At 63.8% G+C, this 14,214-nt stretch carries 10 protein-coding genes and 1 tRNA gene; 6 read left to right on the plus strand and 5 right to left on the minus strand.

What is annotated here, in order from left to right; genetic code table 11:
• Positions 1 to 5 precede the first annotated feature (5 nt).
• Positions 6 to 650 carry an SRPBCC family protein gene (locus tag V6Z91_RS08790; RefSeq protein WP_338769298.1) on the minus strand — a complete coding sequence of 215 codons (645 nt, stop codon included), beginning with the start codon at positions 648 to 650 and terminating at the stop codon, positions 6 to 8.
• 343 nt (positions 651 to 993) lie between these two features.
• Between V6Z91_RS08790 and V6Z91_RS08795 the strand changes: the two genes are divergently transcribed.
• The gene (locus V6Z91_RS08795; protein WP_338761801.1) at positions 994 to 2,007 is read left to right on the plus strand and encodes an IS110 family transposase; all 1,014 of its coding nucleotides are present in this window, start codon (positions 994 to 996) and stop codon (positions 2,005 to 2,007) included.
• Positions 2,008 to 2,036: 29 nt separating this feature from the next.
• Here the strand turns inward: V6Z91_RS08795 and ybaL are convergent, their stop codons facing one another.
• The 3 genes from ybaL to V6Z91_RS08810 all read right to left on the minus strand — a co-directional run bounded on the left by ybaL (position 2,037) and on the right by V6Z91_RS08810 (position 6,543).
• Positions 2,037 to 3,746: a YbaL family putative K(+) efflux transporter gene (gene ybaL, locus V6Z91_RS08800; protein WP_338769300.1), complete on the minus strand. Its 1,710-nt coding sequence runs from the start codon at positions 3,744 to 3,746 to the stop codon at positions 2,037 to 2,039.
• 109 nt (positions 3,747 to 3,855) lie between these two features.
• Positions 3,856 to 4,977, minus strand: a complete 1,122-nt coding sequence (locus V6Z91_RS08805) for a beta-ketoacyl-ACP synthase III (protein WP_338769302.1) — start codon at positions 4,975 to 4,977, stop codon at positions 3,856 to 3,858.
• A gap of 144 nt (positions 4,978 to 5,121) precedes the next feature.
• A complete protein-coding gene (locus tag V6Z91_RS08810) occupies positions 5,122 to 6,543 on the minus strand; it encodes a S41 family peptidase (RefSeq protein ID WP_338769304.1) in 1,422 nt (473 codons plus the stop codon).
• 320 nt (positions 6,544 to 6,863) lie between these two features.
• Here V6Z91_RS08810 and V6Z91_RS08815 point away from each other — a divergent pair, with 320 nt between their 5' ends.
• From V6Z91_RS08815 to V6Z91_RS08825, 3 genes are all read left to right on the plus strand, one after another.
• A complete protein-coding gene (locus V6Z91_RS08815; RefSeq protein ID WP_338769305.1) occupies positions 6,864 to 7,412 on the plus strand; it encodes a hypothetical protein in 549 nt (182 codons plus the stop codon).
• Positions 7,413 to 7,585: 173 nt separating this feature from the next.
• Positions 7,586 to 9,607 (plus strand): M13-type metalloendopeptidase, encoded by a 2,022-nt coding sequence (locus tag V6Z91_RS08820; protein WP_338771777.1) that lies wholly within the window; start codon positions 7,586 to 7,588, stop codon positions 9,605 to 9,607.
• 158 nt (positions 9,608 to 9,765) lie between these two features.
• Positions 9,766 to 11,808 carry a M13-type metalloendopeptidase gene (locus V6Z91_RS08825; protein ID WP_338769308.1) on the plus strand — a complete coding sequence of 681 codons (2,043 nt, stop codon included), beginning with the start codon at positions 9,766 to 9,768 and terminating at the stop codon, positions 11,806 to 11,808.
• Positions 11,809 to 11,879: 71 nt separating this feature from the next.
• Here V6Z91_RS08825 and V6Z91_RS08830 read toward each other — a convergent pair whose 3' ends face one another.
• On the minus strand, positions 11,880 to 12,470 hold the full coding sequence (locus tag V6Z91_RS08830; RefSeq protein ID WP_338769310.1) for a c-type cytochrome: 591 nt from the start codon (positions 12,468 to 12,470) through the stop codon (positions 11,880 to 11,882).
• Between the two features lie 254 nt (positions 12,471 to 12,724).
• On the opposite strand from V6Z91_RS08830, the gene V6Z91_RS08835 reads away from it, so the two are divergent.
• Positions 12,725 to 12,800, plus strand: a tRNA-Arg gene (locus tag V6Z91_RS08835).
• Positions 12,801 to 13,227: 427 nt separating this feature from the next.
• Positions 13,228 to 14,178, plus strand: a complete 951-nt coding sequence (locus tag V6Z91_RS08840; RefSeq protein WP_338769313.1) for an EDSAP-1 family PEP-CTERM protein — start codon at positions 13,228 to 13,230, stop codon at positions 14,176 to 14,178.
• Positions 14,179 to 14,214: the final 36 nt, after the last annotated feature.

The raw sequence follows: 14,214 nt of genomic DNA on the forward strand, positions 1-14,214 counted from the left end.
GTGGGTCAGCGCGGCGCCGGCAGGGCGGCCGCGCCGGTGCGGGCGATGTCCGTGCCGGCCGAGGGCAGCGCGCGCGGCGCGATGCCCTTGTCCAGGCGCGCCAGCACTGCGCCCATCATCCGTTCGATATCGCCGCGGATGATGTTGGTGCCGAGGATGCCGGGCACATAGAAGCCGGGCATCATGCGCCCGGAATAGACGATCTTCGTGCCGCCCGTTTCCGGCACCGGCACCAGTTCCCAGCGCGATTCATAGTGCTTCATGTCGCCCGAGATGAGGTCGATGTCGATCGACGACATCGGCTGTTCGGTGGCGCGCACGATCAGGTGGATCGAGCGCGACATGAACAGGAAGCGGGCGTTGCCGAACTGCTCGATGATCACCTCGTTGCCGTTGCGCGAGAGCACGCGGCACGACACCAGGTCCGGCACGAATTCCTCCATGCGGTCGTAGCCGGTCAGGATGCGCCACACGACCGGCAATGGCGCCTGCACGGTCCCGGTCGCATCGATCTCGTACATGTGCAGGGCATCCTGCGTGACGCGCTTGACCGTTACCTGGAGCTTGGGCGTGTCGGTACGCGCGCCCTCCGCGAGCACCAGCGCGGGCACGGCACACCCTAACAACAATAACAGCAATAGTTGCCTCATGATCTCAGCCTACGGTAACCGGCGGGGGAACACAAGCGCGCTCGCCGGCGTACCGTTAGCTGGCGCACGGAGCGGGCGGCACTGTCCAGCACGTGCCAAGGTGCCTGACCCCGTGACACGGGCTGATGCATGCTAACGGCCGAGCCCGTCTCAAGGTGCCTCGTATGATGATCCCGTCGGATCTTTGGCAAAATTACCGCTGAAGGAAACGGCCAGGCAGAGTGATGTCGATGGTGTCTAAGGCCAAGAGCCTGTGGGTCAGATTGGCGCCTCTGCCTGTTTTTCATTGTTAAGTCCGGACGGTATCTTAGGCTTCGAGCCTGCATACGAGGGTGGTCAACAAATGAATTTCGTAGGCACGCCAGTAGTAGGAATTGATGTCAGCAAAAGCAAACTGGATATAGCGTTGCTGAAGAATGGGAAGCTCAAGAGCAAAGTGCTTCCGAACAACAGGGACGGTTACGCAGAGCTGATAAAGTGGTTGAAGAATCAGGATGTTACGCTCGATGCGGTCCATATTTGCATGGAATCGACAGGCGTGTACAGCGAGCCTGTTGCCCTGGCATTGAGCGACATGGGCATGAAGGTCAGCGTCGTCAATCCTGCCAGCATCAAAGGATTTGGCCAGAGTCTAATCATCCGAAACAAAAACGACAAAGCTGATGCAGCTCTCATTGCGCGATACTGCGCAGCGATGAGCCCAGCGCTTTGGCAGGCCCCTTCGCACGAGCAGCGGCAATTGAGGGCTTGGAACGAGCATCTGGCATCGTTGAAAGACATTCGACAGCAACAGGCCAATCGTATCGAAGCACTTGAGTTTGCAAACCAGACCGAGGTGGCAGCTCACGCCAAGACGCACTTGGATTGGCTGGACAAACAAATCAAGCAGCTGGAGAACGATATCGATGATCACATCGATCGGCATCCGGATCTCCGGCACGATGCTGAGCTGATTGAGTCGATCCCAGGCCTTGGCCGCGGGACCGCGGCCAAGGTACTTGGTCGTGTGGGGAACCTGCGGCGCTTCGGCAGCGCCAAGGAACTGGCGGCCTACATTGGGGTGACGCCACGCCAGAGGCAATCAGGCAGCTCGGTGAGGGGTAGGACTACCATTACCAGAATGGGCTGTCGCGACCTGCGGGCAGCCCTATACATGCCAGCACTTACAGCGATCAGAAAGAACCCGCTGTTAAGGGAATTTGCAAACCGGCTGCAGTCAACAGGCATGGCTAAGATGGCTGTCATCGCTGCCGTCATGCGCAAGCTCGTGCACCAGATGTACGGCGTCGTCCGCTCAGGAAAGCCATTTGACCCGAATCACATGGGCAAAAGGCTTGCGGGTGAACACGGTATCTGACCCCATGACACGGGCTCGGCCATGGCGGGTCAGTGCCCGGCGTTCGCGGGCTCCTTGAATGTGTCGAGCACGTAGTGGCTCATATTGTCGGCCAGCACCTGTTCGCCGATGAAGATCTTGCCGGCCTGTTCCTGGCGCAGCAGGTCGGCCTCCTCTTCGCTGTGGGTGCGCACGACGGTGCGGATATCGGGATTGAGGGTGCGCGCCGTTTCGATCATCGCGCGGACGTGGAACGTATCCGCCGTGGCGATGACGAGCATGCGCGCATGGGCGATGTGGGCCTGGATCAGCACGGCCGGCTCGCCCGCGTTGCCCGCCACGGCGGGGATGCCGTCGCGCCGCAGTTCGTCGACGAGCTCGCGGTTCTGTTCCGCCACGATGTAGTGGATGCCATGCTCGTTGAGCGTGCGGGCAATGTGGCGGCCGACGCGGCCATAGCCCACTAGCACTACCTGGCCGGACAGCTTGGTGCGCGCCGTGGTGGTAGGCAATTCCGCGAGCGGGTCGGCCGGCCGGTCGAATTTCGCCGCCAGCCGCGCGTTGCGGCCGAGCCAGCGCTCCAGCGGGCCGGTGGCCGCGAACACGAGCGGGTTCAGGGCGATCGAGATGATGGCGCCTGCCAGCAGCAGGCTCTGGCCCGCTTGCGGCATGAGCTTCAGCGAAATGCCCAGCGCGGCCAGGATGAACGAGAATTCGCCGATCTGTGCCAGGCTGGCCGAGACCATCAGCGCCGTCTTGGCCGGGTAGCGCAGCAGCACCACCAGCAGGAAGGCCGCCAGCGACTTGCCGAAGATGATGATGGCCACCACGGCCAGCAGTTGCAGCGGCTGCTCCAGGATGATGCCCGGTTCGAACAGCATGCCGACGGAGACGAAGAACAGCACCGCGAACGCGTCGCGCAGCGGCAGCGATTCCTGCGCCGCGCGGTGCGCCAGCGCCGATTCGCGCAGCACCATGCCGGCAAAGAAGGCGCCCAGCGCGAAGGAGATGCCGAACAGCTTGGTGGCGCCGTACGCGATGCCGACGGCGGCGGCGATCACGCACAGCGTAAACAGCTCACGCGAGCCGGTGCGCGCTACCTGCCACAGGATCCATGGAAACAGCTTGCGCCCCACCACCAGCATGAAGGCGACGAACACGGCCACCTTGCCCAGCGTGAGGGCCAGCGTCGTCCAGAGGTTCGCGCCGGGATCGACGCCGGCGGCCTCGCCGCCCAGCGAGGGCGCCAGCGCCGGCAGCAGCACCAGCACGATCACGGTGACGAGGTCTTCGACGACGAGCCAGCCGACGGCGATGCGGCCGTTGAAGGTGTCGAGGATGCCCCGCTCCTCCAGCGCGCGCAGCAGCACCACGGTGCTGGCGACGGATAGCGCCAGGCCGAACACGAGCCCGCCGCCGACCGGCCAGCCCCACCAGTGGGCCAGGCCCATGCCCATCGCGGTGGCGGCGGCGATCTGCAGCACGGCGCCGGGCAGCGCCACCTTGCGCACTTCCCACAGGTCATCCAGCGAGAAATGCAGCCCCACGCCGAACATCATCAGCATCACGCCGATCTCGGCAAGCTGGCCAGCCAGGGCGGCATCGGCAACGAAGCCGGGCGTGGCGGGACCGAGGAGGATGCCGGCGGCGAGATAGCCGACGAGGGCGGGGAGCTTGAGGCGGGCGGCGATGAAGCCGAGAACGAGGCCGAAGCCGAGGGCGGCGGCGATGGTGGTGATCAGGCTGACGTCATGGGGCATGCAAGCGGGGTTCCTTTCGGTGGAGTGCGAGGCGGCACATGCCGCCCCTTGCCGAAAGTATAAACGCGAGCCGCCCCGGGCCCGCGCCGTTTTTCCCGCTATTTGTCTTTTACACCTTGCGCACGACCACGCTGCCGATCGAGTAGCCGGCACCGAACGAGCAGATCACGCCATACGCGCCCGCCGGCAGGTCGTCCTGGTACTTGTGGAAGGCGATGATCGAACCGGCGGACGATGTATTGGCATACGTGTCCAGCACCACCGGCGCTTCTTCCGCCGTGGCATCGCGGCCGAGGATCAGGCGGGCGATCAGCTGGTTCATGTTCAGGTTGGCCTGGTGCAGCCAGTAGCGGCCGATCTGTTCGACCTGCAGGCCGGCGCTGGCGATCGAGTTCTTGATCATCTCGGCGGCCATCGGGCACACGTCCTTGAACACCTTGCGGCCCTGCTGCTTGAACAGCTTGTCGGGCTGGCCCACGCCGGCTTCGTCGAAGCGGTTCATGAAGCCGAAGTTGTTGCGGATATTGTTCGAGAACGACGTCTTGAGCTTCATGTCCACGATCTCGAACTGATGTTCCGACACGGCGGTATCGCGCGGCTCGATCACCATCGCCGTGCAGGCATCGCCAAAGATGAAATGGCTGTCGCGGTCGCGGTAGTCCAGGTGCCCGCTGGTGATTTCCGGATTGAGCACGAGCACGGCGCGCGCCTGGCCCGTCTGCACGGCCGTCGCGCCGGTCTGGATGCCGAAGGTGGCGGACGAGCAGGCCACGTTCATGTCGAAGCCGAAGCCGTCGATGCCCAGCGCCTGCTGCACCTCGATCGCCATGGCCGGGTAGGCGCGCTGCATGTTCGAGCAGGCCACGATCACCATGTCGATGTCCGACGGCTGGCGCTGCGCGCGTGCCAGCGCTTCCCTGGCGGCGGCGACGCAGATTTCCGCCTGCAGCGACAGTTCCTCGTTGGCGCGCTCGGGAATGCGCGGCGCCATCCGCGTCGGATCGAGGATGCCTTCCTTGTCCATTACATAGCGCGACTTGATGCCCGAGGCCTTTTCGATGAAGGCGGTGGACGAGGGCTCGAGCGCCGTGACGGTGCCGGCCTCGATGGCGGCCGCATGCTCGGCGTTGAACAGCTCCACGTAGGCGTTAAAGGCTTGCACCAGTTCTTCGTTCGAGATCGCGTGCGGCGGCGTGAACAGCCCGGTACCGCTGATAACGGCTTGTTTCATAAGCAAACTTTCGAATTCGTTAAGGGCGCAAGCGCCGCTGAGGCGCAGATTCTACCTGAGAAATAACATGGAAAACCGCATCGAAAATTGACGCAAAAAAACGACGCCCGTGGACGTCGTTGCGGTGCCGGCACATGGCCGCGGTCACTTCGCGGCCGCCTGCACGATTGCCGATTCCGGCTTGGCCGTCTGCACCGGCAAGCCTTTCAGGTGGTTCAGCGCCTGGGCCAGCTGGAAGTCCCCCGTGCCGCCGTACTCGAGCGGCTTGCGCTTTTTCTCCAGCGCCAGGATGCGCGCCTGTTCCTCCAGCTCGTCGCGGCGCTCCTTCGCGGCTTCTTCCTCGCGATCGTTGGCCAGGTGGCGCGTCAGGTCGGCTTCGCGCATGCGCAGCGCGTTCAGCCCGTCGCCATCGGGGTATTCGTTCACCAGCAGGTCGGGCACGATGCCCTTGGCCTGGATCGCGCGGCCGTGCGGCGTGTAGTAGCGCGCCGTGGTCAGCTTGAGCGCAGTGTCGGCCGTCAGCTGGCGGATCGTCTGCACCGAACCCTTGCCGAAGGTTTGCGTGCCGATGATCGTGGCGCGCTTGTAATCCTGCAGCGCGCCGGCCACGATCTCCGAGGCGGAGGCAGACCCGGTATTGACCAGCACGGCCAGCGGCACGCGCCGGACCGCTTCGGGCAGGCGCGCCAGCGGGTCGCTGTCGCTGCGCAGCGAGTAGTACTCGGCGCGGGCATAGTAAATCTGTTTCGAGTCCGGCAGCTGGCCGTTGGTGGACACCACCGGCGTATCCTTCGGGAGGAAGGCCGCGGCCACGCCGATCGCCCCCTGCAGCACGCCACCGGGATCGTTGCGCAGGTCGAGCACCATGCCCTTCAGGTTCGGTTCTTGCCGGTACAGCTCGGTGATCTTGGCGGCCAGGTCATCGACCGTGGGTTCCTGGAACTGGGCCACGCGCAGCCATGCATAGCCGGGCTCGACGATCTTGCCCTTCACGCTCTTCTGCAAGATTTCCTCGCGCACGAGGCTGAACGTGAGCGGCTGCGGCTCGTCCTCGCGCAGCACCGTCAGCGTGACCTTGCTGTGCGGTTCGCCGCGCATCTTCTTCACCGATTCGTCCAGCGACAGACCCTTCAGCGGCATCGAATCGAGGCGCGTGATGAGGTCGCCGGCCTTGATGCCGGCGCGGTAGGCGGGCGAGTCTTCGATGGGGGCCACGATACGGATATAGCCTTCATCGCTCTGGGCGATCTCGATGCCCAGGCCCACGAAGCGGCCTTGCGAGCCTTCGCGTAACTCGGCATAGGCTTTCTTGTCGAGGTAGGCCGAGTGCGGATCGAGCGAGGCGACCATGCCCGAGATGGCTTCGGTGAGCAGCTTCTTGTCCTCGACCTGTTCGACATAATCGGACTTGATCAGGCCATACACGTCGGCCAGCTGGCGCAACTCTTCCAGCGGCAGGGCAGGCTCCGCGGCGCGCTGCGCCATCGCCGAAAATTGCAGCGAGACGGCAATGCCGGCCACCACGCCAACGCCGACGAGGCCGGCGCTCTTCAGTTTCTTACCCATGTGATCGCCCTTCCTGACACGCAGCGGTCACTCGACGGCTGCCGGTCCAGTATAAACCCGATTTCCGCGGAATGTGGCGGCGGGTACGGCGGGGCGCGCATCGTTTGCGGGATTTTCAGCCCGGCTTGCCGGAACCGTTATCGCGCCGCCAACGTCGTGCCCGCCGAGGACTTGTACGGCCGCGTTAATGTGAGTTACCAATTGTAAGAATGCCGGAAAGCCATGAAATCGCGACCTACACTGGGCCCGTATTTCTCTCTACCCTGAAGTGGTTTTGGCCTGCGCCTCCAAGCGCAGGCTTTTTTTTGCACGGAGCATTCATGAATATGTGGAAGAAGGGCGCGGCCGCGCTGGCCGCCGCGCTGCTGGTGACGGGCACGGCAAGCGCGCTGCCGATGATGGAGATGCGTGCGCAGGACCTGCTGATGATGGCGCCCGCGCTGAAGGAGTCGCTGAAGCTTAATGCGAACCAGCAGACCTTGTGGCAGCAGACCGAAGGCAAGACGCGCACGCTGTTGCGCGAGCGGCAGTCGCGCACCGAGAGGATGCAGGCCGGCACCTTGCAGGTTCTGCAAGGCAAGGACGTCGAATTGCGCGACCTGGCGGGCGCGCTCGATGCGGAGAACGCCCTCCAGCAAGCCGAGGAAAAGCAGTTGCGCGAATGGTGGCTGACGGTGAACGACGCGCTCGACGAGACGCAGCGCCGCGCGGTGGCCGTGTTCCTCGCCGAGCAGTTGCAGCGCAAGCCGGAAGGGCCGGGCGGCGGCAATGGCGGGCCCCCGCGCGGCGAGGGCGGCGGTGGGGGACACCGCGGCGGCCCCGGCGGCATGGGTGGTGGTGCAGGCGGCGGGATCAGCATCGGCCGCTGACCTTCGGCGGCTACGAGAGTGCGCCGGCCGGCAACCTCGTGTACGCTAACGGATGAGGTCACGCGACACCGCGCGTGGCCCGAATCCAAGAGTCAACCCGGGACCGGCCCCCACGAAGGATCGCTCCCTTTTCCGAAAGCGGCCACGTGAAACGACACCTCCTTTCCACCCTCATCCTCGCCCTGTGCGGCGGCGCGGCCATCGCCGCCACCGCCGTGCCATCCTCCGGCATCGACACACAGTACATCGACCATGGCGTGCGCGTGCAAGACGATTTCTTCGAACACCTCAATGGCGGCTGGCTGAAGACGGCCGAGATCCCGGCCGACAAGGCGAGCTGGGGCTCGTTCATGAAGCTGCGCGACGACACGCTGCCTCAGCTGCGCGGCATCATCGAAGACCTGGCGAAGCAGAAGGGCTTGCAGGGCGACGAGCGGAAGATCGCCGACCTGTATGCCAGCTACATGGACGAGAAAAAGCTCGATGCGCTGGGGATCAAGCCGCTGCAGGCTGAGCTGGCGCGCATCGCCGCCGTGAAGGACAAGGCCGCCATTCCCGCGCTGGTCGCGCACCTGAACCGCCTCGGCGTGGTGACGCCGTACGCCGTGCGCGTCTCGCAGGATGCCCGGGAATCGTCGCGCTACGCCGTCTACGTGGCGCAAAGCGGCCTGGGCCTGCCGGACCGCGACTACTACCTGAAGAAGGACGACGCCAAGCTGGCCGACGCGCTCGCCAAGTACGAGCTGCACATCGCGAAGGTGCTGGCCTTGGCTGGACACAAGGATGCCGCGGCCCAGGCAAAGCACATCGTGGCGCTGGAAACGGCGCTGGCGCAGGCGCAGTGGACCAAGGTGGAAAACCGCGATCCCGTGAAGCGCCACAACAAGGTGCCGATCGACCAGCTGGCCGCGCTCGCACCCGGCTACGACTGGCAGGGCACGCTCGCCGCCGGCGGCATCGGCACCAGGACGGCTCAGTCTCCCGCTCAGTTTCCCAATTACGTCATCGTCATGCAGCCCAGCTACCTGCAAGGCTTTGCCAAGACGCTGAACGATACCGACCTGGCCACCTGGAAGTCGTACTTCACCTGGCAACTGCTGCGCGACGCGTCGCCATACCTGTCGAAGCCGTTCGCGGACGCGCACTTCGCCTTCTACGGCACGGTGCTGACGGGCGTGACGGAACAGCCGCCGCGCTGGAAGCGGGGCGTGGGCGTGGTCGAGGGCGCGATCGGCGAAGGGCTGGGCAAGCTGTACGTGGCGCAGTACTTCCCGCCGGAGCGCAAGGAAAGGATGGAAAAGCTCGTCGCAAACCTGCTGGTGGCATACCGGCAGAGCATCGACACGCTGGACTGGATGGGCCCGGAGACCAAGAAAGAAGCGCAAGCCAAGCTGGCCAAGTTCACCCCGAAGATCGGTTACCCGGACAAGTGGCGCGACTACGCGAAATTCAAGACCGTGAAGGGCGACCTGGTGGGCAACCTGCGCCGCGCCGCCGAATTCGACTACGACCGCAATATCGCCAAGCTGGGCCAGCCGATCGACCGCACCGAATGGGGCATGACGCCGCAGACGGTGAACGCCTACTACCGCTCCACGACGAACGAGATCGTGTTCCCGGCCGCGATCCTGCAACCGCCGTTCTTCGATGCGAAGGCCGACGACGCGGTGAACTACGGCGCAATCGGCGCCGTGATCGGCCACGAGATCAGCCACGGCTTCGACGATTCGGGCAGCCAGTCCGACGGCGACGGCAACCTGCGCAACTGGTGGACCGACCAGGACCGCGCCAACTTCAAGGCCAAGACCGACCGGCTGGTGGCGCAGTACGATGGCTACAGCCCGCTGCCCGGCTACAACGTGAACGGCAAGCTGACCCTGGGCGAGAATATCGCCGACAACTCGGGCCTGGCGATCGCCTACAAGGCCTACAAGCTGTCGCTGAACGGCCAGAGCGCGCCGGTGATCGACGGCCTGACCGGCGAGCAGCGCTTCTACATGGGCTTCGGCCAGGTCTGGCGTTCGAAGATGCGCGAGGCGCAGCAGATCGTGCAGGTGAAGACCGACCCGCATTCGCCGGGCCGCTTCCGGGCCAACGGCACCGTGGTCAACCAGCCTGGCTTCTACGAGGCGTTCGGCGTGAAGGAAGGCGACAAGCTGTATCTGAAGCCGGAAGAGCGTGTGATCATCTGGTAACGAGCATCTGGTAATGAGCATCCGGTAAGTCCACGCTGTACTCCGCAAAAAGACCACATGCCCGTGGTCTTTTTGCATTCATGGCAAACCGGTATGGTATTGTCGATCGACCGGCATCCGTCCGGACAATACATCGTCTTCTACAAGAGGGAAATACCTTGAAACGACACCTGTTAAGTGCATTGACGCTGAGCCTCCTGGCCGGCGTGTGCGGCTTCGCAAACGCGGCCGACCAGGCCCCGGCCGGCAAGGCGGCATCGGGCATCGCCATCGAATACATCGACCCATCCGTGCGCGCCCAGGACGATTTCTTCGTCCATACCAACGGCAAGTGGCTGGCCACCACCGAGATCCCGGCCGACAAAGCGAGCTGGGGCTCGTTCCACAAGCTGCACGAGGATACCCAGCCGCAGCTGCGCAAGATCATCGAGGATGCCGCGGCCGGCGCCAAGGATGCCGACCAGCAGCGCATCGGCGACTTTTACGCCAGCTTCATGGATGAAGCCCGCGTCGAGCAACTGGGCGCCACGCCGATCAAGGGCGAGTTGAGCAAGATTGCCGCCATTGCAGACAAGAAGGCGCTGCCGCAACTGTTCGCGCACTTCAACCGCTTCGGCGTAACGGCGCCGATCAACCTGACGATCCACCAGGACAACAAGGATTCGACCAAGTACGTGGTCGACTTCTTCCAGGATGGCCTGGGTTTGCCCGACCGCGATTATTACCTGAAGAAGGACGATGCCAAGCTGGCCGATGCGCTGGCCAAGTACGAAGTCCACGTGGCGAAGATGCTGACCCTGGCCGGCGATGCGAATGCCGCCGCCAATGCCAAGGCCATCGTGGCCTTCGAGACCGAGATCGCCAATATCCAGTGGAGCAAGGTGGAATTGCGCGACCCGGTGAAGGCGTACAACAAGTACGACATCGCCAAGGTCGGCGAACTGATGCCGGGCTTCGACTGGCAGGCCTACCTGGCAGCGACCGGCGTGCAGGGCAAGGTTTCGTATGTGATCGTCAGCCAGCCGACCTACCTGCAGGCGCTGGACAAGGTGCTGGCGAACACCCCGCTGGAGACGGTCAAAGCGTATGCGCAGTGGCAGCTCGTGCATGACGCGGCGCCCTACCTGTCGAAGGCCTTCGTCGACGAGAACTTCGCCTTCTACGGCACCACGCTGTCCGGCGCGACCGAGAACCGGCCGCGCTGGAAGCGCGCCGTGAGTTCCACCGAAGCCGCGTTGGGCGAGGCGATCGGCAAGGTCTACGTGCAGCAGCATTTCCCGGCCGAATACAAGGCACGCATGGAAGTGCTGGTGAAGAACCTCCTGACGGCGTTCAAGCAGAGCATCAATACGCTGGACTGGATGACGCCGGCGACCAAGAAGGAAGCGCAGGCCAAGCTGGCCAAGTTCACGACCAAGATCGGCTACCCGAACAAGTGGCGCGATTACTCCGCGCTGACGGTGAAGCGCGACGACCTGCTGGGTAACGTGATGCGCGGGAACGAGTTCAACTACAACAAGGAGTTGAACAAGCTGGGCAAGCCGATCGACCGCGACGAGTGGCTGATGACGCCGCAGACGGTGAACGCCTACTACAACCCGGAAATGAACGAGATCGTGTTCCCGGCCTCGATACTGCAGCCGCCGTTCTTCGATCCGAAAGCCGACGATGCCGTGAACTACGGCGCGATCGGCGGCGTGATCGGCCACGAGATCAGCCACGGCTTCGACGACCAGGGCGCCCAGTACGATGGCGACGGCAACCTGCGCGACTGGTGGAGCCCGGCCGACCACAAGAACTTCAAGGCCAAGACGAGCCAGCTGGTGGCGCAATACGGCGCCTACAGCCCGCTGCCCGGCTATAACGTGAACGGCGAGCTGACGCTCGGCGAGAACATCGGCGACAACTCCGGCCTGGCCGTGGCCTACAAGGCCTACAAGCTGTCGCTGAAGGGCAAGAAGGCACCGGTGATCGACGGCCTGACGGGCGACCAGCGCTTCTACATGGGCTGGGCGCAGGTGTGGCGCATGAAGATGCGCGAACCGGCGCAGATCGTGCAGATCAAGACCGACCCGCACGCCCCGGGCCAGTTCCGCGCCAACGGCACCATGCGCAACCAGCCGGGCTTCTACGAGGCCTTCAAGGTGAAGCAGGGCGACAAGATGTACCTGCCGCCGAAGGAGCGCGTGATCATCTGGTAAGGTGGTCGCATGAACGAAAAGGCCGCCCGGTTGGGCGGCCTTTTCGTTTGGTGCTGCGTGCGCGTCGCCGATCAACCCTTCGGCGGTTGCGCCGCTTCTGCGGCGGCCGGCGCATCGGCTGCGGGTGCGGCGCCTGCCGGTGCCGCGGCTGCCGCCGGTGCTTCCGGTTCCTTGAACTTGGCGCCGGACTGGTTGGCCATGTACACGACGGCGCGTGCGACTTCCACATCGTCGAGCTCGGGATTGCCGCCCTTGGCCGGCATGGCCCGCAAGCCTTCGATGGCGTGCTTCACGACCGTGTCGTAGCCCTGCGCGATGCGCGCGGCCCACTGGCCGGCATCGCCCGTCTTCGGCGCACCGGCGATCCCGGCGCCATGGCAGGCCTGGCAAGTGGACGTGTACACGGCCTCGGCGGTCTGCAGCACCTTCGGCGCGTTGGCATCCTTGAAGGTAAAGCCTTCGTCGGCGACCGGCTTCAGGCGGGCGGCGATGGCTTCCGGCGACATGGCGTCGGAACCGGCGCCGGCGAGTTTTTGCTGAGTGACGAACTGGACCAGCAGGATGATGCCGAAAATGGTGACGACGAAGAATGCGATGACCGCTGCAGCGAGTTGCTTCGGGGTCCGGATGAAGGATTGATGCTCGTGGTGTGCGTCGCTCATGATTTCCTTAGTACAAGAGGCTGGTGGGCCAGCGTTAATGTTGTCAACATCAGGGTACTTGGGTATGGCAGACTTCTCGCCGAGAAACTGGCCGATTATAGTCCTTAAATGATGGGTCGGGAAACAAACCCGGCCGTGCGGGAACATGCGGCGCATTCGGCCATTCCGGGAAAGCGGCTCGATCCCCGAGAGCAAAATACTTGTGCTTTCGGATAGACGCCGGGCGCGAAAGCCGGTATCCTTCGGTTCTCCGTGCGGCTGTAGCTCAGTGGATAGAGTATTGGCCTCCGAAGCCAAGGGTCGCTGGTTCGATCCCAGCCAGCCGCACCACCTGCATTGCTTGTCCCCCCGCAGTTCTTCAACTGCTCATCGACTGCTCATCGACTGCTCATCGACTGCTCATCGACTGCTCATCGACTGCTCATCGACCGTTCCCCTATTGGCCGTCAGTATGTCCATCGGCGGTGACCAGCTATACATCACAAGGCGACGTCCTTGGATCTGTCGCCGGATTTCCGCACTTTCTTCCGCACGCGCCGGACCCCGAGCGTGGGTATGCTGCTTTTTGCGGCTTGCTTAGTCCAGATCACTTCCTCTCAATTCAGGCCTTGGTCGCTCTGTCGGAAAACTTTACAGTCAATTTGCGCCAAGACAAGCCTTGGCTGTAAGTGGTTGATTTTCTTCACTATCAGAAACTGGCACGGTCCATGCTTATTATCGTCCAGGCAAGACCAACCGCTTATTTCCAGGAGATATCATGAAGATTAAAACGCTGCTCGCCGCAGTCGCCCTGACCGTCGCCGGCGTCACCCCAGCCTTCGCAGGCGTGGCGGGCATGGCCGACCTGTCCATTTCCCAGTTGCTGGTGGTTGATCCGGTGACCGGCAACCCAAGCCCGATCGCGCCCTCGATCCAGATCACGAGTGACTCGCGGACCGGTACCGCCGATTCGAACTACAACGGTGTCGTCGGCACCGGTGCCGGTGCGGGCAGTATCACGGACATCCGTACCGATGGTACCCCTGCTGCGGTGGACGTTGCCTATCGTTGCGCCGGCCCGTCGTGCGGGAACATCAATACCATCTATCCGGGCGGCGCCGAGAACAATGCCGGGACCAACTTCCTGACGAACCAGGGCAACTACGCGCTGGGCGACATGAACATCCAGGGCAATGCACTGGTGGGCGGCGCGAGCGGCTTGACCCGCGGCGATACGTCGGCGGACTTTGCCGATGCCATCGGCGGCGCGAACGCGACGATTTTGAACGGCGTGTCGGTCGTGACCAACTTCACCGCCGGCGCGACGGCCAGCCTGGCCTTTGCACTGGACTACGACGCCTTCGTGCGCGTGTTCGTCGACCCGCTGCTGCCGGCGGGCTACGATACCCTGGCCTCGGCCGGCATCACCTTCAGCCTGACCCTGCGCAACACGACCACCGGCACGACCTTGCTGCAATGGACGCCGGACGAACTGAACCGCGGTCTGCTGGCCGAAAACGCCTCCCAGAACGCCGTCCACGACTTCGAAGGTACGATCACCTCCGACGCGTTCACCGTTATCGGTGGCAATACCTACAGCCTGGTCATCTCGCAGGCATCCAACTCGGCCATCCAGCTGAACGCCGTGCCGGAACCGGAATCGCTGCTGCTGGTCGGCCTGGGCCTGCTGGCCATGGGTGTGACCGTCCGCCGCAAACGTCTGCAATAATTACCGGGGCTTTCCCTCGACAAGCCCGGGCATGCC

It is taken from the genome of Massilia sp. METH4 (assembly GCF_037094685.1).
In the GTDB taxonomy this organism is placed as follows: Bacteria; Pseudomonadota; Gammaproteobacteria; order Burkholderiales; family Burkholderiaceae_D; genus Rugamonas.